The organism is Cellulomonas pasadenensis, from assembly GCF_047229365.1.
Classification (GTDB): Bacteria; Actinomycetota; Actinomycetes; order Actinomycetales; family Cellulomonadaceae; genus Cellulomonas.
On sequence record NZ_JBFTEP010000028.1, the window covers coordinates 1 to 25,826 of the forward strand.

Here is a 25,826-nt window from a genome sequence, read left to right on the forward strand (position 1 = left end):
CCGCCGCACGCCGCGAGGACGCCGACGGCCGCCGCGCCGAGCGCCGCGGCGCCCGCCCGGGCCAGGACGTCCCGGCGGGAGGGGCACGACCCGCAGCCGGGACCGTGCGAGGTCGCCGCGTCGTGCGGCGAGGGGGAGGTGCGGACGGACATCGGTCCTCCGGGCGGTGGGACGGGCGGCGGGTCCGCCCATCGTCGCCCGTCACCGGCCCGACGGGAAGGACGTCGCGCCGACGCGTCGCCTAAGCGATTCGGCGTGTGGACCGCGCGACGCGACGGGCGCACCGTCGACGGGTGCTCGACGACGAGGACGCGCCGCCCCCGCGCGCCGACGGACCCCCCTCCGGTCGTCGGCCCCTCCTCCGCGGGGGCGGTGCGGCCGTCCTCGCGCTCACCGCTGCCGTGGCCGCGCACGCGCACGCGGGCGGCGCGCTGCCGACCGCCACGGTCCTCGCGGCACTCGCCGCCCTCGTCGTCGCGGTCGGTGTCGGGGCGGCCCGCGCGGTCGGCGGCCGACGTGCCGCCGGCGTCGCCGCGGTCGCGGTGGCGCTCGCGGTCGTCGCGCTCCAGCCCGTGCTGACGACGCTCGCACCCGCCGTCGCACCGGCTGCCGCCGCACCCGCACGCCCCGCGGCGCCGGGTGGGCCCCCGGGCATGCCGGTGGTGGCCGCGGTGACGGTGGCCGACCCCGGGGCGGTGGGCCCGGAGGCGAGCGAGGCGTCGGGGACGGCCGGGGCGGCAGGGACCTCCGGGACGGACGCGGGCGCGCACCACCACCACGGCGCGCACGGCCACCACGACGCGGGTGCCCTCGGTGCCGCCGCGGAGGCGGCGTCGGAGCCGGAGCCGGCCGCGGAGCCGGAGCCGGCCGCGGAGCCGGCGCCGGGCGCGGGCGCGTCGTCGACGGCGGGCGGCGGCGCGGGGGCCATGACCGGTGCCACCGCGGCCAGCGCCGCGAGGTCGATCGCGCCCAGGCGCACGACCCGCAGGACGTCGCCCGTCGCGTCGACGATGGTCGACGCGACGCCGCCGGGCGCCTCGCCGCCGTCGAGGAACACCGGGACGTGCGCGCCGAGCTGGCGGTACGCCTCCTGCGCCGTGGTGGCGGCGGGACGTCCCGTGCGGTTGGCGCTGGACACGGCGAGCGGGCCGGTGCGGCGCAGCAGCGCGAGGGCCACGCGGTGGTCCGGCACCCGCAGGGCGACGGTGCCGTGCGTCTCGCCGAGGTCCCACGCGAGGGACGGCTGCGCGCGGACGATGACCGTCAGACCGCCGGGCCAGAAGGCGTCCGCGAGGGCGCGCACGCCGTCGGGCACGTCGGTCGCGAGGCCGTCGAGCGTGCGGACGTCGGGGATCAGCACCGGCGGGGGCATCTGCCGCCCGCGTCCCTTCGCGTCGAGCAGGGCCTGCACGGCCCGGGGGTCGAACGCGTCGGCACCGATGCCGTAGACGGTGTCGGTGGGCAGGACCACGAGCTGCCCGCGGCCGACCGCGTGCACGGCCTCGTCGAGCGAGGGCCCCCACGTGCCCGGGTCGGTGGCGTCCTTGATCCGGATGAGGCTCACGCGGGCGAGTCTCCCACGCCCGCCGCCGCGACTCGCCGGGCCACCAGCGTGCGCGGCCGGCCCGTCAGGTCGGGTGCCGTGCCGACGTCCGTGAACGCCCCCGTGGCGCTCGCGACGTCCCGCGCGGGCGCGTCCTGGACCTCGGCGTGCTCCATGACGAGCAGGCCGCCGGGGGCGAGCAGCCGCGCCGCCGCGGCGACGACGGCACGCGGCACGTCGAGGCCGTCGGTGCCGCCGCCGTACAGCGCGAGGTCCGGGTCGTGGTCGCGGACCTCGGGGTCCGTCGGGACGGCGTCCGGCGGGATGTAGGGCGGGTTGGAGACCACGACGTCGACGGCGCCCGCGAGGTCGGCCAGCAGGTCCGGGTCCCGCACGTCGGCGTGCTCCACGCGGACGTCCGTGGCGCCGACCGCGGCGGCGTTGCGCCGCGTCAGGTCGACGGCCTCGGGCGAGAGGTCGACCGCGACGACGCGCGCCCCCGGCACCTCGGTCGCCACCGACAGCGCGATGGCGCCCGTGCCGGTGCACAGGTCGACGACGACGGGCGTCCGCCCGGCCGCCAGCAGGCGCCGGGCCTCGTCGACCGCCGGCTGCGCGACCGTCTCGGTCTCGGGCCGCGGCACGAACACGCCCGGCTCGACCCGCAGGGTCAGGTGCCGGAAGGCCGTGCGCCCGGTGATGTGCTGCAGCGGCTCTCGCGCACGCCGGCGCTCGACCAGGCCGGCGTACGTCGTCGCGAAGCCGTCGGGCAGGGCGGGCGGCAGCACCAGGTCGACGCGCGGCAGGCCGAGCGCGTGCGCCGCGAGCTCGGTCGCGTCGTACCGCGGCGACCCGACGCCCGCCTCGGCGAGCACGCGCGTCGCGCCCTCGACGTACGCGCGCAGCGTCACGGGCGCCGTCGGCGCGTCCCCGCTCACGCGCCCGCCGCCGCGAGCCGTGCCGCCTCGTCCGCCTCGACGGCCGACGCGACGACCGGGCCGAGGTCACCGTCGAGCACCTGGTCGAGGTTGTACGCCTTGTAGCCGGTGCGGTGGTCGGCGATGCGGTTCTCGGGGTAGTTGTACGTGCGGATCCGCTCGGAGCGGTCGACCGTGCGCACCTGCGACCGGCGGGCCTCGCTCGCGGCGGCCGCCACCTCCTCCTGGCGCGCCGCCAGCAGGCGGGCGCGCAGCACGCGCATGGCCTGCTCGCGGTTCTGCAGCTGCGACTTCTCGTTCTGCATCGACACGACGATGCCCGACGGCAGGTGCGTGATCCGCACCGCCGAGTCGGTGGTGTTGACCGACTGCCCGCCCGGCCCGGACGACCGGTAGACGTCGATGCGCAGGTCGTTCGCGTCGATCGCGACGTCACCCTCGTCGTCGGCCTCGGGGAAGACCATGACGCCGGCGGCGGACGTGTGGATCCGGCCCTGCGACTCCGTCACGGGGACGCGCTGCACGCGGTGCACGCCGCCCTCGTACTTCAGGTGCGCCCACACGCCGTCCTCGGGCGCGCCCGCGGACCGGGCCTTCACGGCCACCTGCACGTCCTTGTAGCCGCCGAGGTCCGACTCCGTGGCCTCGAGCACCTGCACGGCCCAGCCCTGGCGCTCGGCGTACCGCGTGTACATGCGCAGCAGGTCGCCCGCGAACAGGGCCGACTCCTCGCCGCCCTCCCCCGCCTTGATCTCGAGGATCACGTCGCGGCCGTCGTCGGGGTCGCGCGGGACGAGCACGCGCCGCAGGCGCTCGGCGGCCTCGTCGGCGGCGGCGCGCAGGGCGGGCAGCTCGGCGGCGAACGACGGGTCCTCGGCGGCCAGCTCGGTCGCCGCACCCGCGTCGTCGGTCGCCGCGCGCCACGTCCGGTACGCCTGCACGACCGGCCCGAGCTCGGCGTACCGGCGCCCGAGCCGGCGCGCCCGGCCGGCGTCGGCGTGCACCGACGGGTCGGCGAGCTGCGTCTCGATGTCCGCGTGCTCCGCGAGCAGCGGGGCGAGGGCCGGCGGGGTGCCGTCGGGGGTCACGGGTGGCGGGTCTCCTGCTGAGGTCGGTGCGGGGTGCCGGAACGACGCAGCGCCGGTGCGCGGGCGGCGGACACGACCATGGAGGGCCGTCGTCCGCGCCGCGCACCGGCGCTGGGCGGAAGAGCTACTTGCCGGACTTCTTGCCGTAGCGGGCCTCGAAGCGGGCCACGCGGCCACCGGTGTCGAGGATCTTCTGCTTGCCCGTGTAGAACGGGTGGCAGGCGCTGCAGACGTCGGCGTGGATCTTGCCGTCGGTGACGGTCGACTTCGTGGTGAACGTGTTGCCGCAGGTGCAGGTGACCTCGGTCGTCACGTACTCCGGGTGGATGCCAGACTTCACGATGTTCTCCTTGCGAGGGATGTCTCCGGGTCCGGACGCGCCGTTCGCGCCGGTGAACCGCAGACCAGCGGACCATTGTGCCAGAACGCAGCGGCGCCCCGGAAACTTCCCGGGTGTGCCGGCGGGACGGGGTCAGGGCGTCGCGGTCGCGCGGGCGTCCTCGTACCACGACACCAGGGCGTCCCCCGCGTCGCCCGCACGCCGGCGGAACGCCCGTCGCGGCAGCGTGCGCGGCCGCAGGTCGAGCCAGCTGTCCCGGGACAGCCCCGGGACCCTGCCGGCGACGCGGACGTGGTCCGCGCGCCGCCCCTTGTCCCGGGACGTGAAGCGCGCCACCTCGACGCGCCGGCCGGCGCGCCGCAGCACGAGCACGGGTCGGTCCTTCCCGCCCGGGGCGTCGTCGAACGGGACCCAGGCGAACCACACCTCGCCGGGCCGGGGGTGCGGGCGCCGGCGCGCGACGGCGACGACGACGAGGAGCACGAGGACGAGCGCGGCCGCCACCACGGGCGCCGGCACGAGCGTCAGGTCCCCGAGCCAGGACGTCGTGGGGGCGGAGGACGGGGGCAGGGCGTGCACGGGCCGACCCTAGGCGTCCGCCGCGCGGGTGCCGGCACGTCCCGCCGGCACCACCCGGTCGGCGCAACGGCCCCGCACCCGGGGCGGGTGCGGGGCCGTCGACGACGAGCGGCGGGGCGTCAGACGACCTTGCCGACGCCCTCCTCGAGGCCGTGGCCGTTGTGGCCCGGCGTCGTCTTCTGCACCTGCAGGAGGAACTCGACGTTCGACTTCGTCTCGCGCAGCTTGCCGAGCAGGAGCTCGATGGCCTGCTGCTGGTCGAGCGCGCCGAGCACGCGACGGAGCTTGTAGATGATCTTCAGCTCGTCGCTGCTCATGAGCACCTCCTCGCGGCGCGTGCCGGACGCGTTGACGTCCACCGCGGGGAAGATGCGCTTGTCGGCGAGGCCGCGCGACAGGCGCAGCTCCATGTTGCCGGTGCCCTTGAACTCCTCGAAGATGACCTCGTCCATCTTCGAGCCCGTCTCGACCAGGGCCGAGGCGAGGATCGTCAACGAGCCGCCGTTCTCGATGTTCCGCGCCGCGCCGAAGAACCGCTTCGGCGGGTAGAGCGCCGAGGCGTCCACACCACCGGAGAGGATGCGGCCCGACGCGGGCGCCGCGAGGTTGTAGGCACGCGACAGGCGGGTCAGCGAGTCGAGCAGCACGACGACGTCCTGGCCGAGCTCGACCAGGCGCTTGGCGCGCTCGATCGCGAGCTCGGCGACCACCGTGTGGTCCGAGGCGGGACGGTCGAACGTCGAGGCGATGACCTCGCCCTTGACCGTCCGCTCCATGTCCGTGACCTCCTCGGGGCGCTCGTCGACGAGCACGACCATGAGGTGGACCTCGGGGTTGTTCGCGGTGATCGCGTTCGCGATCTGCTGCATGACGATCGTCTTGCCGGCCTTGGGCGGCGCGACGATGAGGCCGCGCTGACCCTTGCCGATCGGGGCGACGATGTCGATGACGCGCGGCGTGAGCTTGGTGAACTCCGGGCGCTGGCGGGCCAGCTCCGGGTCGACGCCGTTGACCGAGTCGAGGCGCACGAGCGCGTTGAACTTGCTCGGCCGGTTGCCCTGCGGCTGCGGGTCGCCCTCGCGCGGCTGGCGCACGGCACCGACGATCGCGTCGCCGCGGCGCAGGCCGTGCTTCTTCACCTGGTTGAGGGAGACGTACACGTCGCCCGGGCCCGGCAGGTAGCCGGAGGTGCGCACGAAGGCGTACGAGTCGAGGACGTCGAGGACGCCCGCGACGGGCAGCAGGACATCGTCCTCGTCGAGCTCGATGTCGTCGACGCCGGGCAGCTCGCCGGCACCGCGGCCGCGGCCGCGCTTGCGGTCCCGGTCGCGGTAGCGGTCGCGCGAGCGCCGGCGGCGGCCGCCGCGCTCGTCGTCGTCCTGGCGGTCGTCGCGCTGCTGCCGGTCGTCACGCGGCTGACGGTCGTCGCGGGGCTGGCGGTCGTCGCGCGGCTGGCGGTCGTCCCGGCCGGCGCGGTCGGCCTGCGCCCCCTGGCCCTCGCGGCCCTGCGACGCGCGGTCCGCCGCACGCTCGCCCTGCTCCTCGCGGGGTGCGACCTCGACGGGCGCACCCGCGGTCCGGCCCGCGCGGCGCGAACGGCGCTCGCCGGTCACGACGCCCACGGCGTCGGCGGCACGGGCCGCACGGTCGTCCCGCTCGTCACCGGGCGTCAGGCGCGCGTCGAGCGCGGCCTCGAGCCCGGCGAGCGCGTCGCGCGCCGGCCGCTCGGTCCGGTGCTCGTCGCGCGCACGCTCGCCGCGCGGGGCGCGCTCGGCCCGCGGCGCGTCGGTGGACGGCTGCTCCGCACGGGACTGCTCAGGACGGGGCTGCTCGGCACGGAACTGCTCGGCACGGGACTGCTCGGCACGGGACTCGTCGGCGACGGCCTCGTCCGCCCGGGCCTCGGCCCGCGGCGCACGCTCGGCGCGCGGCGCCCGGGTCCGGCGGGGCGCACGCTCGTCGGCGTCACCCGCGGCGTCGCCGCCGGTGACCTCCGGCGCCTCGACGACCGCCCCGGCGCGGCGCGTGCTCGCGCGCGTCTCGAGGGCCTGCGGGCGCTCCGCGGGGCGGTCACCCGACCGCGCGGCGGAGATGGCCTGCACGAGGTCGCCCTTGCGCATCTTGCTCGTGCCCTTGACGCCGAGCTGCGAGGCGAGCGCCTGGAGCTCCGGCAGGCGCATCGCGGAGATGCTGCCGGTGCCCGAGCCGCCGGCCGTGGTCGCGGCGGCGTCGATGGTGTCTGTCACGAAGGATCCTTCCCCCTCGGCGGGGCCCCTCCCGGTCCTCCCGGGCGGGGGTCTGCGTCCGGCCGGTGGGACCGGGCGCGGTTCTGCCACGCGCGCCGCGTACGACGGCGTCTGCCTCACGCGGGGCGGGACGTTCCCCTCGTCGTCGACTCGTGCGACCGTCCGGCGGGATCACGGGTGACGTCCGGCGACCGTCCGGGGCCGCGGAGGCGGCCGGTCGGTGAGGTCGGGGTTCCGGGAGTCCGGGTTCCGCAGTCGATCCGCAGGTCGATCCACAGGGGGCCGGAGGACGAGGTCCGGGGAACGGCCCGATGCTACCACCGGGGCACCCGGCGTCGTGGCGCCTCGCCACGGGCGTCGGCCCGGTGCACGGCGGCTCAGTCGAGCAGCGCGCGCACGGTGGCGCCCTCCGGGTCGACCGGCAGCCGCAGCACGCGCCAGCCCGCCCTCACGCCGCCGAACGCGTCGGCGACCGCCGCGTCGGCGTCGGTCGCGTGGACGTCGGCACCGACGCCCTCCCCCGTCGCCGTGCTCCCGGACGCCTCGACGGGGGCGCCCACGCGCCGCGCTAGCGCGAGCACCGTCGGCCCCGCGCCGGACACGACCGCCGCGACGCCGCGCGCCCGCAGGGCGTCCACGAGCGCCAGCGACTCGGGCATCACCGAGCGGCGGTAGCCCTGGTGCAGGCGGTCACCCGTCGCGTCGAGCAGGAGGTCGGGCCGCCGGCCGAGCGCCTCGACGAGCAGGCCCGCTCGTCCTGCCTGCCAGGCCGCGTCGGCGTGGGGGACCTGCGCGGGCAGCACGCCTCGGGCCGCGTGGGTCGACAGGTGCTGCGGCGGCACGATCGCCACGGGCGCCACGTCGGCGTGCACGGGCAGCCGGACGGCGCGCACGGCGCCGCCGTCGTCGGCCGACCACGCGAGCGTGCAGCCGCCGAGCAGCGCGGGGGCCGCGTTGTCGGGGTGCCCCTCCAGCTCGGTGGCCAGCGCGAGCACGTCGTCGTCGCCGAGCACCTCCGGGTCGCCGACGAGGCCCCGCGCCGCGAGCAGGCCCGCCACGACCGCGGCGGCCGACGAGCCGAGCCCCCGCCCGTGGGGGATGCGGTTGCGGCACACCAGGTGCAGGCCGGTCTGCGGCGCGCCCACGTGGTCGAGCGCGGCCCGCAGCGCGCGGACCACCAGGTGCCGCTCGTCGTCCGGGACCTCGCCGGCACCCTCGCCCTCGACCTCGACGCGCACCTCGGACGAGCCGAGCGCGCGCACGCCGAGGTCGTCGTGCAGGCCGAGGGCCATGCCCAGCGCGTCGAAGCCCGGGCCGAGGTTGGCGGACGTGGCGGGGACGCGGACCCGCACGTGCGCCGCGCGCAGACGCACGGGTCAGCCCAGGCCGAGCGCGTCGGCGATCGAGACGACGTCCGCGGACACGCGCACCGGGACGACCTCGCCGCCGTCGGCGGTCCGCAGCGCCCACTGCGGGTCCTTCAGCCCGTGCCCGGTGACGGTGACGATGATCCGGGCGCCGGCGGGGACCTCCCCCGCCTCGGCCCGGGCGAGCAGGCCCGCCACGCCGGCCGCCGACGCCGGCTCCACGAACACGCCCGCCTCGGCGGACAGCACGCGGTGCGCCGCGAGGATCTGCTCGTCGGTGACGGCCGCGATCACGCCGCCGGACACGTCGCGGGCCTCCTCCGCCTGCTGCCACGACGCGGGGTTGCCGATGCGGATCGCGGTGGCGATCGTCTCGGGCTGGTCGATCGGGTGGCCCGCGACGATCGGCGCGGCGCCGGCGGCCTGGAAGCCCCACATGACGGGCGTGCGCGTCGCGACGGCGGCCAGGGCGGTGCCGGCGTCGAGGCCCGCGTACTCGCGGTAGCCCTTCCAGTACGCGGTGATGTTGCCGGCGTTGCCGACGGGCAGGACGTGCACGTCGGGCGCGTCGCCGAGGGCGTCGACGACCTCGAACGCCGCCGTCTTCTGCCCCTCGATGCGGTCCGGGTTGACCGAGTTCACGAGCTCGACGGGGTACGCCTCGGCGAGCTTGCGGGCCGCGACCAGGCAGTCGTCGAAGTTGCCGTCGACCTGGAGCAGGCGTGCCCCGTGCGCGATGGCCTGCGACAGCTTGCCCATCGCGATCTTGCCGTCCGGGACGAGCACCGCGCACAGCATCCCGGCGCGGGTGGCGTAGGCGGCGGCGGACGCCGACGTGTTGCCCGTCGACGCGCACACGACGGCCTTCGCGCCGCGCCCCGCGGCGGCCGACATCGCCGTCGTCATGCCGCGGTCCTTGAACGAGCCGGTCGGGTTCATGCCCTCGACCTTGAGGAACACCTCGGCGCCCGTCCGCTGCGACAGCACGGGCGCCGGCACGAGCGGCGTGCCGCCCTCGCCCAGCGTGACGACGCGCTCCTGGACGTGCGCGGGCAGGCGGTCGGCGTACTCGGCGATGACGCCGCGCCACTGGTGGGCCATGGGTTCCTCGGTTCGGTGCGGGCCCCGGTCGCTGTCGGGGCGGTCGAGCAGGGGTGCTGGCTGGTGCGGGTCGGGCCGGCGGGCGGGTCGGTGCGGCGGTCCCGTCAGAGCACCGGCAGCACGGAGACGACGCGGCGCACGACGTCGAGGGCGGCGACCGCCTCGACCGTGGCGCGCAGCGCGCGCTCCGGCGCCGTGTGCGTGGTGATGACGAGCGTCGCGAGCCGGACGTCGTCGGCGGCCGACGGGTCGACGGGCGGCGTCTGCCGGACCGCCTCGATCGACACGTCGTGCTCGGCCAGCTCCGCGGCCACGCGCGCGAGGACGCCCGGCCGGTCGGCGACCTCGAGCCGCAGCTGGCTGCGGGTGCGCGCGTCGCCCGCGTCGAGCACGGGCAGGCCCGCGTACGACGACTCCACGGGACCCTTGCCGCCGAGCACGCGGTGCCGCGCGACGGAGACGAGGTCGCCGAGCACGGCGGACGACGTGGGCGCTCCCCCGGCGCCGCGGCCGTAGAACATGAGCTCGCCGGCGGCCTCCGCCTCGACGAAGACGGCGTTGAACGCGCCGCGCACGTTGCCGAGCGGGTGGTCCGACGGGACGAGGGCGGGGTGCACGCGCACGAGCACGCCGCTGCCGTCCGCCGCGCGCTCCGCCACCGCGAGCAGCTTGACGACGTGGCCGGTGCGGGCGGCCCAGGCGACGTCGTCGGCGGTCACCCCGGTGATGCCGGTGCGGTCGACGTCGTCCATGCCGACGCGCGTGTGGAACGCGAGCGACGCGAGGATCGCCGCCTTCGCCGCGGCGTCGTAGCCCTCGACGTCGGCCGTGGGGTCCGCCTCGGCGTAGCCGAGCTGCTGCGCCTCGGCGACCGCGGCGTCGAGGTCGAGCCCCTCGGTGGCCATCCGGTCCAGGACGTAGTTGGTCGTGCCGTTGACGATGCCGAGGACGCGGCGCACCGTGTCGCCCGCGAGCGACTCGCGCACCGGGCGGACGATCGGGATGGCGCCCGCGACGGCGGCCTCGAAGTACAGGTCCACGCCGGCGGCGTCGGCGGCCGCGTACAGGGTGGGGCCGTCCTGCGCGAGCAGCGCCTTGTTCGCCGTCACGACCGACGCGCCGTGCTCGACGGCGTGCAGCAGCAGCGTGCGGGCCGGCTCGACGCCGCCCATCAGCTCGACGACGACGTCGGCCTTCTCGACGAGCGACGTGGCGTCGGCCGTGAGCAGCGCGCGGTCGACGACCGGGTCGCGCGGCGCGTCGACGTCGCGCACTGCGACGCCGACGAGCTCGAGGGGCGCGCCGGCGCGGGCGGCCAGGTCGTCGGCCTCCGTCACCAGGCGCCGCACGACCTCCGTGCCGACGACGCCGCAGCCGAGGACGGCGACGCGCAGGGGCGGGTGGGCGGACGACGGGTGCGGCACGTCTGCTGCCTCTCGTGGTGCGGGCGGAGGGCCCGGCCAGCGGGGCCGGCCGGGCGGCCCCAGGATAGGGGTGCCCCGGCCGGCGCCGTCCGGGTGTCCGCGCGGGCGGCCCCCCTCGACGCGGGCACGCCGCCCGGAGCAGGCTGGCGCGGTGACCGGCGAGCGCCTGTACCCCGTGCTGACCTTCCCCGACCTCGACGAGGCGCTCGACTTCTACGCCGCCCTCGGCTTCCGCACGACGTACCGGCAGCTGCGCCCGTACGCGTCCGGCGTCGTGCAGCGCGACGACATGGCGATCCACCTGAGCGGCGTCGACGGCTACGACCCGGCGGCGTCCCTGGGCAGCGCGATCGTGGTCGTGCCGGACGCGGGCGCGCTCTACGCGTCCTTCGCCGCCGGCCTGCGCGAGCGCTACGGACGGCTGCCGTCCGCGGGCGTGCCGCGCCTGCTGCGGCCGCGGCGCAAGCAGGGCACGACGACGGGGTTCACGGTCGTCGACACGGGCGGCAACTGGCTGCGCTTCTACGGCGCCGCGGACGTGGCGGACGGGGAGACCGAGGAGGGTGACGGCGCCGCACGGACGACGGGCCTGGCGCGTGCGCTCGAGGTGGCGGCGCGGCAGGGCGACGCGCGCGGTGACGACGCGACGGCCCTGGCCGTGCTCGACCGGGCGCTCGCGCGGCACCCCGACGGCGCGCCGGAGGACCGCGTGCGGGTGCTCCTGTACCGCGCGGAGCTGCTCGTCCGCACGGGCGACCCGGACGCGGCGCGGGCGGCGCTGGACGCGGCGACGGCGGTCCCCCTCGACGCGGCGCAGCGCGCGGCGGTGGCGGACGACCTGGCGCACGGGCGCGAGGTCGTCGGCCCGGCGTGACGCGTGGTCGCACGGGCGGGTGGCGCACCCCGGTCGACGTCTCGCCTAAGGTCCTGACGTGACGTCAGATCGCCGTCCCGTGACCGCGGGCACCCCCGCCACGGGCACCACCACCGCCGCCCCCGCCGCGCCGTCCGCCGACGTCCCCCTCTCCGCCGCGCTGCGCGCGGGGACGCGCGCCGAGCACGAGACCGCCGAGCGGTCGGCGTTCGTCGAGCACCTCGTCGGCGGCCGGCTCGACGTCGCGGCCTACGCCGACCTGGCCGCGCAGCAGCTCGCGGTCTACACGGCGCTCGAGGCCGCCGGTGACCGCCTGCGCGCGGCCGGCGTCGACGCCGGCCTCGTCTTCGACGAGCTGCGGCGCGTGCCCGCCATCGAGGACGACCTCGGGCACCTGTACGGCGCCGGCTGGCGCGACCGCGTACGGACGCTGCCCGCGACGGCCGCGTACGTCGCGCGCCTCGAGGAGGTCGCCGGGGCGCTGCCCGCCTACGCGGCGCACGGCTACACGCGCTACCTCGGCGACCTGTCGGGCGGGCAGGTGCTGCAGCGCATGCTCCAGCGGCACCTCGGGTTCACCGGTCCCGGCGTCACGTTCTACGACTTCCCGCAGATCCACCGGCTCAAGCCGTTCAAGGACGTCTACCGCGAGCGCCTCGACGCCCTCCCCCTGACGGCGGACGAGCGCGCCGCCGTCGTCGAGGAGGCACGCGTCGCCTTCCGGCTCAACCAGGCGGTGTTCGCCGACCTCGGCGCGGTGCACGTCCGCTGAGCGCGGCGCGTCGGTCGGCGCTGCGCGCGGGCGCGTCAGTCGGCGGACACGTCCAGCGCGAGCAGGTCGTCGACGGTCTCGCGCCGCACGAGCACGCGGGACGCGCCGTCGCGCACGGCGACGACCGGCGGCCGCGTGAGCAGGTTGTAGTTCGACGACATCGACCGCCCGTACGCGCCCGTCGCGGGCACGGCGAGCAGGTCCCCCGCCCGGACGTCGCCGGGCAGCTGCACCTCGTGCACGACGATGTCGCCGCTCTCGCAGTGCTTGCCCACGACGCGCGCGAGCACCGGCTCGGCGTCCGACGCCCGGCCGACGACCTCGGCGTGGTACGCCGCGCCGTACAGCGCGGGCCGGATGTTGTCGCTCATGCCGCCGTCGACCGAGACGTACGTGCGCACGCGGCCGTCGTCGAGGCGGACGGGCTTGACCGTGCCGACGCGGTAGAGCGTGAGGCCGGCCGGGCCGACGATCGCGCGGCCGGGCTCGATCGACAGGCGCGGCAGGTCGGTGCCGAGCGCGCGCGCCGCGTCGGCGACGGCCCGGACGACCTCGTCGGCGACGCGCACCGGGTCGATCGCCTCCTCGCCCGGCAGGTACGCGATCCCGTACCCGCCGCCGAGGTCGACCTCCTCGACGACCACGCCCGTGCGCGCGGCGAGGTCGGCGCGCAGCGCGAGCACCTTCTGCGCGGCGACGGCGAAGCCCGAGGAGTCGAGGATCTGCGACCCGATGTGCGAGTGGAGGCCGAGCAGGTGCAGCTCCGGACGCGCGACGACGCGCAGCAGCGCGGTGAGCGCGGGGCTGTCCCCGCCGTCCGGGCCGGCCGCGAGCGACAGGCCGAACTTCTGGTCCTCGTGCGCCGTGGAGATGAACTCGTGCCCGCCCGCGTGCACGCCCGTCGTCACACGCACCATCACGGGCGCGGCGGGGGTCTCGCGCCCGTCCGCGCGCCGGGCGGCGACGAGGTCCGCGAGGCGGTCGACCTCGACGAGCGAGTCGACGATGATCCGGCCGACGCCCGCGTCGAGCGCCGCGTGCAGCTCGGCGTCCGACTTGTTGTTGCCGTGCAGACCGACGTGCGCGCCGGGGACGCCCGCGGCGAGGGCCACCGCGAGCTCTCCCCCGCTGGCCGTGTCGACGCCGAGGCCCTCGGCGTGCACCCAGCGGGCGACCGCGCGGGACAGGAACGCCTTGCCGGCGTAGTACACGTCGGCCGTCGTCCCCGCCGCGGCCGCGGCGGCGCCGAACGCCTCGCGATAGGCGCGGGCGCGGGCCCGCAGGTCCGCCTCGTCCAGGACGTACGCGGGCGTGCCGTGCTCCGCGGCGAGGGCGTGCACGTCGACGCCCGCGACGCGCAGCGTGCCGTCGGCGTCGCGCGTGACGCCCGTCGACCAGGGCGCGCCCAGGGCGGTCGCGGCGCCGTCGTCCGCCCGCGTGCCGGCGGCGCTCACATGCGCTCCGGCGCGCTCACGCCGAGCAGGGCGAGCCCGTTGGCGATGACCTGACGCGTGGCGTCGTTGAGCCACAGGCGCGTGCGGTGCACGTCCGTGACGTCCTCGTCGCCGAACGGGGTGACGCGGCGCTGGTCGTACCACTTGTGGTACGCGCCGGCGAGCTCCTCGAGGTACCGGGCCACGCGGTGCGGCTCGCGCAGCTCGGCGGCCTGCGCGACGACGCGCGGCAGCTCGGCGATCTGCCCGAGCAGGACCGCCTCGGACTCGTGGTCGAGCAGGGACGCGTCGAAGCCGTCCTCGCGGCGCACGCCGGCCTCGGCGGCGTTGCGGGCCACGGACGCGGTGCGCGCGTGCGCGTACTGCACGTAGTACACGGGGTTCTCGTTGCTCGCCCGCGTCAGCAGGTCGAGGTCGAGGTCGATCTGCTGGTCGCTCGACGAGCGGGAGAGGGAGTACCGCGCGGCGTCCACGCCGACCGCGTCCACCAGGTCGTCGATCGTCACGACCGTGCCCGCGCGCTTGCTCATGCGCACCGGCTGACCGTCCTTGACCAGGTTGACGAGCTGGCCGATGAGCAGCTCGAGGTTGACGTGCGGGGTGTCGCCGAACGCCGCGCAGACGGCCATCATCCGGCCGACGTACCCGTGGTGGTCCGAGCCGAGCATGATGAAGCAGCGGTCGAACCCGCGCTCGCGCTTGTCGAGGTAGTACGCGATGTCGCCCGCGATGTACGCGGCCTGGCCGTCGGACTTGATGACGACGCGGTCCTTGTCGTCACCGAACTCGGTGGTGCGCAGCCACGTCGCACCGTCGGCCTCGTACATGTGCCCGGCCTCGCGCAGGCGCGCGACCGCCCGCTCGACGGCGCCGGACTCGTGCAGCGCGTCCTCGTGGAAGTACACGTCGAACTCGACGCCGAAGTCGCGCAGCGACGCCTTGATCTCGTCGAACATCAGGTCGACGCCGCGCACGCGGAACGCCTCGACGGCCGCGGCGTCGTCGAGCGTCCGGGGGTCGGGCTCGCCGGCGGCCGCGGCGTCGGCGAGGATCCGCTCGGCGATGTCCGCGATGTACTGGCCGCCGTAGCCGTCCTCGGGGGCCTCCTCGCCGCGGGCACGCGCGAGGAGGGAGCGCGCGAAGCGGTCGATCTGCGCGCCGTGGTCGTTGAAGTAGTACTCGCGCGTGACGTCGGCGCCGGACGCCTGGAGGACGCGGGCGAGGCTGTCGCCGACGGCCGCCCAGCGCACCCCGCCGATGTGGATGGGGCCGGTCGGGTTGGCGGAGACGAACTCGAGGTTCACCGTGAGGCCCGCGAACGAGGCGTTGCGCCCGTAGTCGGCGCCCTGCTCCACCACCGAGCGCGCGAGCTCGCCCGCCGCCGCCGCGTCGAGCCGGATGTTGAGGAAGCCGGGGCCGGCGATCTCGACCGCCGCGACGCCCGGCACGTCGGCGAGGCGCCGCGCCAGCTCCTCGGCGAGGGCGCGCGGGTTCGTGCCGGCCTTCTTCGCCAGCTGCAGCGCGACGTTCGTCGCCCAGTCGCCGTGCTCGCGCTGGCGGGGACGCTCCAGGTGCACCTTGGCCGGCACCGCGGCCGGGTCGAGGGCGAACGTGCCGTCGTCGACGGCGTGCACGAGGGCGGCGCGCAGGGCGTCGGCGAGCTGGTCGGGAGTCACCCCCGGATCGTACCGAGCGCACCTGCGCGGCCCGGCGCGCTTTCACCGCGGGCGGACGGTCACGACGCGCACGCCGGGCCGCCCACCGCGGGCCGACGGGCCGGAGCGGCGCGCCCGGACGAGGGTCTGGTCGGAACGGTTCGAGACGTGTTGACTGCATCCCCAGACGTCAGCGCGCCGCGGCTCCCGACCGGCGGTGCGCACACCGCCGAGACACCCCCTGAGGAGGCCGCCGCCGATGGCGCGTCGCACCGGACTCATCGACACCGCCGTCGACGCCCTCCGGTCGCGCATCGCCTCCGGCGAGTGGCCCGTCGGGGCGCGGATCCCGCCCGAGCCGGCGCTCGTCACGCTGCTCGGCGTCGGCCGCAACACGGTCCGCGAGGCCGTGCAGTCCCTGGTGCACGCCGGGCTGCTCGAGCGGCGGCAGGGCTCGGGGACGTACGTGCTCTCGGCGTCCGAGCTGGCCGTGACGATGAGCCGGCAGATCGCCGACGCGCGGCAGCGCGACGTCGTCGAGGTGCGCCGCGCGCTCGAGATGGAGGCCGCGCGCCTGGCCGCCCACCGACGCACCGCGACCGACGTCGGCGAGCTCCTGCAGCACCGCGACGCCCGCGCCGAGGCGTACCGCGCGGGCGACCTCGACCGCATGGTCGCCACCGACCTGGCGCTGCACCGCACGATCGTGCGAACCGCCGGCAACCCGGTCCTGCGCTCCCTGTACGACAACCTGCTCGACGCGATCGGCGAGAACATCCGGTTCAACTTCGTCACCGACGCGCACGGGCACGACTCGCACGACGGGCTGGTCGAGGCGATCGTCGCGGGCGACGAGCAGCGCGCGGTGTCGGAGACCTCCGGCTACCTCTCGGCCCTCATCGCGGAGCGCTGACCGGGTCTCCCGGCGCCTTCCCCACCGGCACCGCCCTCGCCGGCCTCCCTCCCGCACGGCTGCCTCCTCACCGAGTGCGGCACGTCGCACCGAGCGCGGGTGCTGCACCTGCCGCGCTCGGTGGGACCTGCCGCGCTCGGCACGACCTGCCGCGCTCGGCGTCGCGGGACGGGTCGGTGCGGGGACGGGCGGGCGCGTGGGCGTATGTGCTCGTGACGACGCGGGCGCCTGGCCTGGTAGTCTCGGTGCTCGCGTCGACGGCCTTGCGCCGTTCGCACGCCGCGCGCCCGTAGCTCAGCGGATAGAGCGTCTGCCTCCGGAGCAGAAGGTCGAAGGTTCGAATCCTTTCGGGCGCACCACCACGAGGGCCGCACCGCCGATGGCGGTGCGGCCCTTCGCGTCCCCCGGCACCGCGTCGCCCGGCACCGCGTCCCCCGGCACCGCGTCAGGACGACGGGCGCGCCTGCCACGTGCAGACGCACACCTCGTTGCCCTCGGGGTCGGCGAGCACCCAGAACGCCGGCACGGCGTGGTCGCTGACGAGCCGTCCGCCCGCCGCGAGGGCCGCCGCGACGCGCTCCTCGGCGAGGTCGTGCGGCACGGTCACGTCGACGTGGAGGCGGTTGCGCTGCGGGCGCGGGGCGTCCATCTGCTGGAACCACACGGCCGGGCCCGTGCCCGCCGGGTCGACGAGGGCGTCGGGGTCGGTCGGGACGTCGCGGTAGGCGAGCACCGCACGCCAGAAGGGGCGCACGGCGGGGATGTCGAGCGCGTCGACCGCGATCTCGAGCATCTCGCTCGACGGCACGGAAGGCGTGAGGGCGAGCTCGTCCGCGAGCGCGGTGACGGTCGCGGCGAGGTCGACGTCGCGGGACGTCAGCCCGCCGACGTCGTGGCTGGTCGTCGTCACGGTGACCTGGCCGTACCGGAGCAGGACGTCGGGGTGGTGGCCCGCCGCGTCGGCGGCCTCGGCGACGCGGGCGACGAACGCGGCACCCGTCGCCCAGTCCGGCGTGCGGAAGGTCGCGCGCAGCATCGTGAGCAGGACGCGCCAGTGCCGCGCGTCGACGGCGGCGGTGACGGCGGAGTGCGGCAGGCGGACGTCGGCGTCGGTCATGGACCCACCGTGCCAGCCGCCACCGACGCCGGCCAGGGCGTCGCCTACCATCCGGGCATGACGGCGTCCCCCGCACCGGTCGCACGCGGCCCGTGGGCCGTCGCGATGCGGTGGTCGCACCTGCTGTTCGCGCACTGGCCGGTGCCGGTCGCGGCGCTGCGGGGGCACGTGCCGCCGGCGCTCGAGCTCGACACGTTCGACGGCGACGCGTGGCTCGGGGTGGTCCCCTTCACGATGACGGGCGTGCGCCCGCGCGGGACGCCCGCCCTGCCGGGCCCCGGCGCGTTCCACGAGCTGAACGTGCGCACGTACGTGCGCCACCGCGGCGTGCCGGGGGTGTGGTTCTTCAGCCTGGACGCGGCGAGCCCGACGGCCGTCGCGGTGGGACGGGCCGGCATGCACCTCGCGTACCTGCGCGCGCGCATGACCCTCACCGAGCGCGACGGGCGGGTGCGGTACACGAGCGAGCGCGTCGACCGCCGCGCCCCGGCGGCAAAGCTGCGCGTGACGTACGGGGCGACGGGCCCGGCGGCACCGACGGCCCCGGGCACGCTCGAGCACTTCCTCACCGAGCGCTACGCGCTGTACGCGAGCGACCTGCCGCCGCGCGCACCGCGCCGGCTCTGGCTGGGGGCGGTCGAGCACGCGCCGTGGCGCCTCGCACCCGCCGCGTGGGAGGTGGAGCGGAACACCATGACGGCGCCGCTGGGCGTCGACGTCACGGGCCGGGAGCCGCTGCTGCACGCCGCCGAGGGCGTGCTGCCCGTGCACGGGTGGGCGCGCCGACGGGTCGCCTGACGCGCCCGGCGCCCGCGGTCAGACGTCCGCGCGGGTCCGCACCCGGCGGCGCGCGTCCGCCCGCCCGTGCCGGGCCGCCTCCGCGACCCACCGGGCGCGGGTGGCCGCGCTCGAGGTACGGACCCGGGCGTGGCGGGTCACCCCGACGGTCCGGATGCCGCAGAACCCGAGCGTCGCGTGGACGAGCGAGTGCACGGCCGCGCTGCGGTACCGCAGGCGGTCCCACCACACCGGGCTGTCCATCGTCATGACGAGGCGCGCCGTGCGGCCGGACAGCAGCCTGTCCCAGCCGAGGCCCGCCCCCCGGTGCCGGAACGCGAGCTGGGACAGGAACACCCGGTCGACGAACCCCTTGAGCACCGCGGGGTACGTCCCCCACCACTGCGGGAAGACGAGCACCACGTGGTCGGCGCGGCGCAGGGACGCGATCGCGGCGCGCACGTCGGGCTCGAGGTCCTGGTCGGGCCCCTCCCACCGCAGCGTCGACGGCCGGCGGGCCGCGACGTCGAACGTCGTCCCGCCGAGCGCGAGGAGCTCGACCTCGGCGCCCGCGTCGCGGGCCGCCGCCGCGTACGACGACGCGAGCGCGCCGCACAGGGAGTCGGTGCGGGGGTGCCCGAGGACGACGAGGACGCGCGGCGGCCGCGTGCCGGCGGGGACGGCGGCGGGGGCGCCGGCGGGGGCGGCGGTCACCGGCCCGGCGCCGTCGTCGGCACGGCGGCGAGCATCGCGCGCAGGTCGGCGTGCGTGCGGGCGACGTCGACGCCGGGGACGCCCGCGAACAGGGCCGTGAGCTCGCGGTCGAGCAGGTCCCCGGCGTCGCGCGCCAGGCGGGCGCCGGCCTCGGTCAGCGACAGCACGACCCGCCGGGCGTTCGCGGGGTCGGGCTCGGCGTGCACCAGCCCGCGGGCCACCAGCCCGGGGACCCGCTTGCTCACGGCGGCCTTCGAGACGCCGAGGCACTCGGCGAGCCGGGTGACGTCCTGCGGCTGGGTGTCCTCCAGGACCGCGAGGAACACGAACTGGCTGAAGGTGAGGTCGCCGTGGTGCGCGGCGAGCAGCCGGTCGGCGTGGGCGTCGACCGCGTCGACGAGGTGGTGCAGCGTGTACGTGAACCGGTCCGTCATGCCGTCAGTCAACCTGTTGACATATGCACGTGTCAACAGGTTGACGGACGTGGCGGCTATGCCAGCGCGGTGCGGACCGCCCGCACCACCGGCCACGCCGCCGCGGCCGTCGTCCCGGCGACCGTCCACGTCGTCGCGGTCGACGGGTCGTGCCGGGAGAGGAACGAGACGCCGGCGTCCTCGCCGACCAGCTGCACGGCGTCGCCGCCGGGCAGCCACAGGCCGAGCCCGTAGGAGTAGTCGTCGTCGTCCGTGCTGCGCGGCGCGCGCATCGCCGCGACGAGCTCGCCGGGGACGACGCGCCCGCCCAGCAGCGCCGCCCAGAACCGCTCCATGTCGTGCGTCGTCGTGTACGCGCCGCCGTCACCGCCGCCGACGACGGGCAGGTGGTGCACGTTCGTCAGCCACCGCCCGTCGACCCGGACGTAGCCGACAGCCGCGTCGCCCGGCAGCGCGTCCGACCGCGGGTACCCCGTGCGCGTCGTCCCGGCGGGGTCGAGCACGCGCTCCTGCACCAGCCGGTGGAACGGCACGCCGGACGCCCGCTGCGCGAGCAGCGAGAGCAGCACGAACCCGGCGTTGCTGTACGCGAACCGCTCCCCCGCCGGGAAGAGCGGGGCGCGCCCGTCGAGCAGCGGCAGGTAGTCCTCGGGCGACACGAGGCGGTGCACCGGCACGGGCATGAGGTACTCGGCGAGGTCCGCGTCGTCGTCGAGGTACTCGCCGACGCCGGACCGGTGGGAGAGCAGGTGCTCGACCGTCACGTCGTCGGGGACGAGCGGCAGGTCGTCCCCGAGCAACGAGCGCGCCGTGGTGCCGGGCGTCAGCGTGCCGTCGGCCACGAGGGACAGGACCGCGAGCGCGGTGAACCCCTTGCAGCCGCTGGCGGTCGCGAACCGGTGCCCGGGCGTCATCGGCAGCCCGTGCCGCCGGTCCGCGAGCCCCCACGCCGCGTCGAGCAGGACCTCGCCGTCGCGGACGACGCGCGCGACCACGGCGGCGACGCCGTCGGACGTGTCGGGCCCGGAGCGCACGGCCTCCGTCGCGGCGTGCAGCAGGTCGGCGGACGTCACGGGGGCCATGCCCGCCACGGTAGGCGCCGCCCGGGGCGGACGTCGCGGCCTTTCCCCGCACCCGGGACCCCTGTCCCGGGTGGGGCGCCGCCGCGTGCCGCCGCGAGACCTCCGTCACACCCGGAGGGACTTTCATCCCATCTCTCCGGAGCGCCGCGTCCCTAGCGTCGGAGACAGCGACGGACGACTCCAGCGTCCGCCTCCGCCCCACCGACCAAGGAGGACCTCGTGTCCGAGACCACCAGGAAGAAGGCCCCGGCGACGGCCGCGGGCGCCGTCGCGACCCCCGCCGCCGCGGCCGCCACCACGCCGGCCCCCGGGACCGCGCTCGGCGCGACCGACGACGTGACCGTCGCCGCGGCGATCGACCAGCTCGTCGCCAACGCCGCCAAGGCGCTCGCCGCGTTCGAGCGCATGACGCAGGACGACGTGGACCGCTTCGTCAAGAAGGGCGCGGTGGCCGCGCTCGACCAGCACGGCGTGCTGGCCAGGCTCGCGGTCGAGGAGACCGGCCGGGGCGTGTTCGAGGACAAGGCCGTGAAGAACATCTTCGCGTGCGAGCACGTCACGAACTCGATGGCGAACCTGAGGACCGTCGGCGTCATCGACGTCGACGAGCTCAACGGCATCACGGAGATCGCCGAGCCCGTCGGCGTGATCGCCGGCATCACGCCGGTGACCAACCCGACCTCGACCGCGATCTTCAAGGCGCTCATCTCGCTCAAGACGCGCAACCCGATCGTCTTCGCGTTCCACCCGAGCGCGCAGCGGTGCTCGATCGCCGCCGCCCGCGTGGTGCGCGACGCGGCCGTCGCCGCCGGTGCGCCCGAGCACTGCATCCAGTGGGTCGAGACGCCGTCGCTCACGGCGACGAGCGCGCTGATGAACCACCCGGGCGTCGCGACGATCCTCGCCACCGGCGGCAACGCCATGGTCAAGGCCGCCTACTCGTGCGGGAAGCCGGCGCTCGGCGTCGGCGCGGGCAACGTGCCCGCGTACGTGGAGAAGACCGCCAAGCTCGGCCGGGCCGTCAACGACATCGTGCTGTCCAAGGCGTTCGACAACGGCGTGATCTGCGCGTCCGAGCAGGCCGCGATCCTCGACGACGAGATCTACGACGCGGCGATGGCCGAGTTCGCCCGGCTGCACGCCTACCGCACGAACGCGAGCGAGAAGGCGATGCTCGAGCGCTTCGTCTTCGGCGTCGAGGCCGACGGGGAGAACTGCGGCGGTGCCAGGCTCAACCCCGCGGTCGTCGGCAGGAGCCCCGTGTGGATCGCCGAGCAGGCCGGCTTCACGGTGCCGTCCGACACCTCGATCATCCTCGCCGAGGTCTCCGGCGTCGGTCCGTCCGAGCCGCTGACGCGCGAGAAGCTCTGCCCCGTCCTCGCGGTGCTGCGCGCGACCAGCACCGAGCACGGCATCAGCCTGGCCGAGCAGATGGTCGAGTTCGACGGCCTGGGCCACTCCGCCGCGATCCACACGCAGGACGACGACCTCACGGTCGAGTTCGGCACGCGCGTCAAGGCCATCCGCGTCATCTGCAACGCGCCGTCGTCGCTGGGCGGCATCGGCGACATCTACAACGCGTTCATCCCGTCCCTGACGCTGGGCTGCGGCTCCTACGGCCACAACTCCGTCTCGAACAACGTGTCGGCGGTCAACCTCGTGAACATCAAGCGCGTCGGCCGTCGCAACAACAACCTGCAGTGGTTCAAGGTCCCGGCCAAGACGTACTTCGAGCCGAACGCGATCCGCTACCTCGCCGACATGCCCGACGTCGAGCGCGTCACCATCGTCACCGACGCCACCATGACGACGCTCGGCTTCGTCGACAAGGTCATCGACGTGCTCAACCGTCGTGGGAACACCGTCGCGCTGCAGATCATCGACCAGGTGGAGCCCGAGCCGTCGGTCCGCACCGTGCAGGCCGGCGCCGCGCAGATGCGCCACTTCCGGCCCGACACGATCATCGCCCTCGGCGGCGGGTCGCCCATGGACGCCGCGAAGGTCATGTGGCTGCTGTACGAGCACCCGGAGATCGTGTTCTCCGACCTCAAGCAGAAGTTCTTCGACGTCCGCAAGCGCGCGTTCAAGTTCCCGGTGCTCGGCGAGCTCGCCAAGCTCGTCTGCATCCCGACCACGTCCGGCACGGGCGCCGAGGTCACGCCGTTCGCCGTGATCTCCGACCCCGACGCGGGCAAGAAGTACCCGCTCGCGGACTACGCGCTGACGCCGACGGTCGCGATCATCGACCCGGTCCTGACGTCGCGGATGCCGCGCAGCCTGGCCGCCGACTCCGGCTTCGACGCCCTCACGCACGCCACCGAGGCCTTCGTGTCGGTGTACGCCAACGACTTCACCGACGGCATGGCGCTGCAGGCGATCCGCCTGATCTTCGACAACCTCGCGCAGTCGGTGAACGGCGACCCGGCCGACCCGACCACCAAGGACGCGCGGGAGAAGATGCACAACGCGGGCACCATCGCCGGCATGGCGTTCGGCAACGCGTTCCTCGGCATCGTGCACGCGATGGCGCACGTCATCGGCTCGACGTACCACCTGGTGCACGGCCGCACGAACGCCACCCTGCTGCCGCACGTCATCCGCTACAACGGCACAGTCCCGACCAAGCTGACGAGCTGGCCGAAGTACGAGACGTACGTGGCCCCCGAGCGGTTCCAGCAGATCGCGCAGATGCTCGGCCTGCCGGCCGCGACGCCCGACGAGGGCGTGGAGTCCTACGCCCGGGCCGTCGAGTCGCTGCGGGCGAAGGTGGGGATCCCGGCGTCGTTCCAGGCGCAGGGCGTCGACGAGCAGGAGTTCCTGCGCCGACTGGACGAGGTCGCCATGGGTGCCTACGAGGACCAGTGCGCCCCCGCCAACCCGCGCATGCCGATGATCGACGACATGAAGGACCTCATGACCGCGGCCTACTACGGCACGTCGCTGGAGGACGTCCGGGGCCGCAGCGAGCGCACGGAGGGCTGACCGACTCCCCGACGGTCCTCCCCCGCCCTCCCGGGGCGCCTCCGTCGACGCTCGCACCGACGCCCCCCGCCGCACCGGCGGGGGGCGTCGTCGTGCTCGCTCCGTCGGCGTGCACGCACCGTCGCACGACCGCGTCGACGTGCGCGGATGAGACGTCGATGAGGACGACGGGCGGGGCGCCCGTGCGACCGGCAGACTGTGGCGCCGGCCGCCCCACCCCCTCCGCACGGTCCCCCGGGCGGCCGCGAGCCGCACGACGACGACCCCAGGAGGTCCCCCGTGGCAGCGCACCGCACGCCCGTCCCGTCCCGCCCGCTCGGCACGCCGACCCCGCTGCGCACCGGCGCCCCGACCCTGCTGCGCAGCCGCGCCGTCGGCGTCGCCGCCGCCGCGCTCCTCACCCTCGGGCTCGCGGCCTGCACCGACGCCGACGTCGACCAGGTCGCCGACGAGATCGGCAGCGCCGCGCAGGGCGCCGCCGACGACATCACGTCCGCCGGCGACGCGATCCAGCAGGCGCTCGCCGACGCCGAGGCGGACGTGGCCGGCGCCCGGACGCGGATCGACGAGGCCCGCGCGTCGCTGGGGTCGCTGGACGACCAGGCCCGCGCGCAGGCCGACGAGGCCGTCACGTCGGCGCAGGCCGCGGTCGACCAGGCGGAGGCCGCGCTCACGCAGGCCAAGGCCGAGGGTGAGGCGCAGTCGGAGACGGCCGTGGCCGAGGCGCGCGAGAAGGTCGCCGCGGCCGAGGCGGAGCTCGACGCCGCCACCGCGAGCGCGGGGGCCGAGGGCGGCGACGCGCTGCGCTCGCTCGCCGACCAGCTCGCCACGCTCGGGAACGACCTCGAGGCGGCCACGGCCGGCTGAGGCCTCCCCGGCGGGCGCGGCACGGGCACGGCGGCGGGCACGGGCGGCGGCGCGGGTGATCTTCACGACGCGCCGCCGCACGGCTCGTCCCGCGCCCCGGTCGTGCCGATGGTGGGGTCATGGCAGCACGGAACCCGGTCCGCGCGGTGCGGCACCACCCCGTCGAGTGGTGGGTGGTGGCCGCGTGGGCGTCCCTCGCCCTGCTCGTCGTCGGCGGCCTGCTCGCCGCGGCCGGCGTCCTCTGACGCACCGGCCCGCCCGGCACCGGGCGCGCCGGTCCTGCGCGCCCCTAGGCTCACGACGGTGACGACCTCCCCCGTCCCCCCGCGCTGGCAGCAGGTCGCCGCCGCGGCCGGCCTGCTCGACGCCGACGGCGGCGTGCGCGCCACCGTGTTCGCCGAGATGTCGGCGCTCGCGGCGCGCACCGGTGCGCTGAACCTCGGGCAGGGCTTCCCCGACGTCGACGGGCCCGCCCCGGTGGCGCGCGCCGCGGCCGACGCGGTGCTCGCGGGCCACAACCAGTACCCGCCCGGTCCCGGGATCCCCGCGCTGCGGCAGGCGGTCGCGGCGCACCGGGCCGCGCGGTACGGCACCACGCTCGACCCCGACCGCGAGGTCCTCGTGACGACGGGCGCGACCGAGGCCCTCGCCGCGGCGGTGCTCGCGCTGACCGGGCCGGGCGACGAGGTGCTCACGCTCGAGCCGTTCTACGACTCCTACGCCGCGGTCGTCGCGATGGCCGGCGCCCGGCACACCACCGCGCCGCTGGTCGCGACGCCCGACGGCTTCCGGCTCGACGCCGACGCGCTGGCCGCGGCCGTCACGCCCCGCACCCGGCTGCTGCTGCTCAACTCGCCGCACAACCCGACGGGCGCGGTGCTGCGCCGCGACGAGCTCGAGGCGGTGGCGCGCCTCGCCGTCGCGCACGACCTGCTCGTCGTGACGGACGAGGTGTACGAGCACCTGACGTTCGGCGTGCCGCACGTGCCGCTCGCGACGCTGCCCGGCATGGCGGGGCGGACGCTCACCGTCTCGTCGTCGGGCAAGACGTTCTCGTTCACCGGCTGGAAGATCGGCTGGGTCACCGGCCCGGAGGAGCTGGTCACGGCCGTGCGCACGGTCAAGCAGTTCCTCACGTACGTCTCGGGCGCGCCGTTCCAGCCGGCGGTCGCCGCCGCCCTCACCGACCCCGCCGCGCTCGCCTGGGTGGACGACCTGGTGGCGTCGCTCGCCGGGCGGCGCGACCTGCTCGCGGCGGGCCTGCGCGAGGCCGGGTTCGACGTCGTCCGCCCCGACGGCACCTACTTCGTGCTCGCCGACGCCGCCCCTCTCGGGTACGCCGACGGCGTGGCGCTGTGCCGGGACCTGCCGGCCCTCGCGGGCGTCGTCGGCGTGCCGGTCCGCGCGTTCACGCAGCCGGGGTCGGCCGCCGACCGGGCGCTCGGCTCGTGGGTGCGGTTCACGTTCGTCAAGCGCCGCGAGGTGCTCGAGGAGGCGGTGGCGCGCCTCGCGCGGCTGCGCACCGCCGTCTGACCGGTCCCCGGCCGGCGCCGACGGGG

The 25,826-nt window shown here is 76.3% G+C and carries 22 protein-coding genes, 1 tRNA gene and 1 pseudogene; 9 read left to right on the forward strand and 15 right to left on the reverse strand.

Annotated elements, in window-relative coordinates; all coding sequences use genetic code 11:
• Positions 1-871: 871 nt before the first annotated feature.
• From AB6N23_RS06080 to AB6N23_RS06120, 9 genes and pseudogenes are all read right to left on the reverse strand, one after another.
• Positions 872-1,564 (reverse strand): annotated as a pseudogene (locus tag AB6N23_RS06080) (L-threonylcarbamoyladenylate synthase); the annotation flags it as partial.
• A complete protein-coding gene (gene prmC, locus AB6N23_RS06085; protein WP_412865200.1) occupies positions 1,561-2,481 on the reverse strand; it encodes a peptide chain release factor N(5)-glutamine methyltransferase in 921 nt (306 codons plus the stop codon). The pseudogene AB6N23_RS06080 and the gene prmC, both read right to left, overlap by 4 nt.
• Entirely contained in the window at positions 2,478-3,569 is a 1,092-nt protein-coding gene (prfA, locus tag AB6N23_RS06090; RefSeq protein ID WP_412865201.1) for a peptide chain release factor 1, read from the reverse strand. The genes prmC and prfA overlap by 4 nt, the downstream gene beginning before the upstream one ends.
• A gap of 124 nt (positions 3,570-3,693) precedes the next feature.
• On the reverse strand, positions 3,694-3,909 hold the full coding sequence (gene rpmE, locus AB6N23_RS06095) for a 50S ribosomal protein L31 (protein ID WP_412865202.1): 216 nt from the start codon (positions 3,907-3,909) through the stop codon (positions 3,694-3,696).
• Between the two features lie 132 nt (positions 3,910-4,041).
• A complete protein-coding gene (locus tag AB6N23_RS06100) occupies positions 4,042-4,488 on the reverse strand; it encodes a type II toxin-antitoxin system PemK/MazF family toxin (RefSeq protein WP_412865203.1) in 447 nt (148 codons plus the stop codon).
• A 119-nt stretch (positions 4,489-4,607) separates the two neighbouring features.
• On the reverse strand, positions 4,608-6,734 hold the full coding sequence (gene rho / locus AB6N23_RS06105) for a transcription termination factor Rho (protein WP_489672000.1): 2,127 nt from the start codon (positions 6,732-6,734) through the stop codon (positions 4,608-4,610).
• Positions 6,735-7,111: 377 nt separating this feature from the next.
• On the reverse strand, positions 7,112-8,107 hold the full coding sequence (gene thrB, locus AB6N23_RS06110; RefSeq protein WP_412865204.1) for a homoserine kinase: 996 nt from the start codon (positions 8,105-8,107) through the stop codon (positions 7,112-7,114).
• A 3-nt stretch (positions 8,108-8,110) separates the two neighbouring features.
• Positions 8,111-9,202 (reverse strand): threonine synthase, encoded by a 1,092-nt coding sequence (gene thrC, locus AB6N23_RS06115; RefSeq protein ID WP_412865205.1) that lies wholly within the window; start codon positions 9,200-9,202, stop codon positions 8,111-8,113.
• Positions 9,203-9,306: 104 nt separating this feature from the next.
• Positions 9,307-10,626, reverse strand: a complete 1,320-nt coding sequence (locus AB6N23_RS06120) for a homoserine dehydrogenase (RefSeq protein WP_412865206.1) — start codon at positions 10,624-10,626, stop codon at positions 9,307-9,309.
• A 151-nt stretch (positions 10,627-10,777) separates the two neighbouring features.
• On the opposite strand from AB6N23_RS06120, the gene AB6N23_RS06125 reads away from it, so the two are divergent.
• Positions 10,778-11,500 carry a DUF8817 family protein gene (locus AB6N23_RS06125; protein ID WP_412865207.1) on the forward strand — a complete coding sequence of 241 codons (723 nt, stop codon included), beginning with the start codon at positions 10,778-10,780 and terminating at the stop codon, positions 11,498-11,500.
• 58 nt (positions 11,501-11,558) lie between these two features.
• The gene (locus tag AB6N23_RS06130; protein WP_412865208.1) at positions 11,559-12,272 is read left to right on the forward strand and encodes a biliverdin-producing heme oxygenase; all 714 of its coding nucleotides are present in this window, start codon (positions 11,559-11,561) and stop codon (positions 12,270-12,272) included.
• Between the two features lie 35 nt (positions 12,273-12,307).
• On the opposite strand, the gene lysA is transcribed toward AB6N23_RS06130, so the two are convergent.
• Together lysA and argS are read right to left on the reverse strand one after the other, a co-directional pair.
• Positions 12,308-13,726, reverse strand: a complete 1,419-nt coding sequence (gene lysA / locus AB6N23_RS06135; protein ID WP_412865209.1) for a diaminopimelate decarboxylase — start codon at positions 13,724-13,726, stop codon at positions 12,308-12,310.
• On the reverse strand, positions 13,723-15,402 hold the full coding sequence (gene argS, locus AB6N23_RS06140) for an arginine--tRNA ligase (RefSeq protein ID WP_412865210.1): 1,680 nt from the start codon (positions 15,400-15,402) through the stop codon (positions 13,723-13,725). Before argS ends, lysA begins: the two co-directional genes overlap by 4 nt.
• Before the next feature lie 238 nt (positions 15,403-15,640).
• On the opposite strand from argS, the gene AB6N23_RS06145 reads away from it, so the two are divergent.
• Entirely contained in the window at positions 15,641-16,294 is a 654-nt protein-coding gene (locus tag AB6N23_RS06145) for a FadR/GntR family transcriptional regulator (protein ID WP_412865211.1), read from the forward strand.
• 283 nt (positions 16,295-16,577) lie between these two features.
• Positions 16,578-16,653: transfer RNA gene (locus tag AB6N23_RS06150), tRNA-Arg, on the forward strand.
• A gap of 86 nt (positions 16,654-16,739) precedes the next feature.
• Here AB6N23_RS06150 and AB6N23_RS06155 read toward each other — a convergent pair.
• Complete coding sequence (locus AB6N23_RS06155; protein WP_412865212.1) at positions 16,740-17,411, reverse strand: 4a-hydroxytetrahydrobiopterin dehydratase; 672 nt, start codon at positions 17,409-17,411, stop codon at positions 16,740-16,742.
• Positions 17,412-17,468: 57 nt separating this feature from the next.
• Between AB6N23_RS06155 and AB6N23_RS06160 the strand changes: the two genes are divergently transcribed.
• On the forward strand, positions 17,469-18,209 hold the full coding sequence (locus AB6N23_RS06160) for a YqjF family protein (RefSeq protein ID WP_412865213.1): 741 nt from the start codon (positions 17,469-17,471) through the stop codon (positions 18,207-18,209).
• A gap of 18 nt (positions 18,210-18,227) precedes the next feature.
• Here the strand turns inward: AB6N23_RS06160 and AB6N23_RS06165 are convergent, their stop codons facing one another.
• The 3 genes from AB6N23_RS06165 to AB6N23_RS06175 are packed head-to-tail and all read right to left on the reverse strand — an operon-like array spanning position 18,228 to position 20,418.
• Positions 18,228-18,902, reverse strand: a complete 675-nt coding sequence (locus AB6N23_RS06165; RefSeq protein WP_412865214.1) for an NAD(P)H-dependent oxidoreductase — start codon at positions 18,900-18,902, stop codon at positions 18,228-18,230.
• A complete protein-coding gene (locus AB6N23_RS06170) occupies positions 18,899-19,336 on the reverse strand; it encodes a MarR family winged helix-turn-helix transcriptional regulator (RefSeq protein ID WP_412865215.1) in 438 nt (145 codons plus the stop codon). Before AB6N23_RS06170 ends, AB6N23_RS06165 begins: the two co-directional genes overlap by 4 nt.
• A 56-nt stretch (positions 19,337-19,392) precedes the next feature.
• A complete protein-coding gene (locus AB6N23_RS06175) occupies positions 19,393-20,418 on the reverse strand; it encodes a serine hydrolase domain-containing protein (RefSeq protein ID WP_412865216.1) in 1,026 nt (341 codons plus the stop codon).
• Positions 20,419-20,637: 219 nt separating this feature from the next.
• On the opposite strand from AB6N23_RS06175, the gene adhE reads away from it, so the two are divergent.
• From adhE to AB6N23_RS06195, 4 genes are all read left to right on the forward strand, one after another.
• Positions 20,638-23,400: a bifunctional acetaldehyde-CoA/alcohol dehydrogenase gene (gene adhE / locus AB6N23_RS06180; protein ID WP_412865217.1), complete on the forward strand. Its 2,763-nt coding sequence runs from the start codon at positions 20,638-20,640 to the stop codon at positions 23,398-23,400.
• 279 nt (positions 23,401-23,679) lie between these two features.
• On the forward strand, positions 23,680-24,267 hold the full coding sequence (locus AB6N23_RS06185; protein WP_412865218.1) for a hypothetical protein: 588 nt from the start codon (positions 23,680-23,682) through the stop codon (positions 24,265-24,267).
• A gap of 119 nt (positions 24,268-24,386) precedes the next feature.
• Positions 24,387-24,512, forward strand: coding sequence for a molybdopterin oxidoreductase (locus tag AB6N23_RS06190; RefSeq protein WP_378204535.1), 126 nt, complete (start codon positions 24,387-24,389; stop codon positions 24,510-24,512).
• A gap of 58 nt (positions 24,513-24,570) precedes the next feature.
• Entirely contained in the window at positions 24,571-25,800 is a 1,230-nt protein-coding gene (locus AB6N23_RS06195) for a pyridoxal phosphate-dependent aminotransferase (RefSeq protein WP_412865219.1), read from the forward strand.
• Positions 25,801-25,826 lie beyond the last annotated feature (26 nt).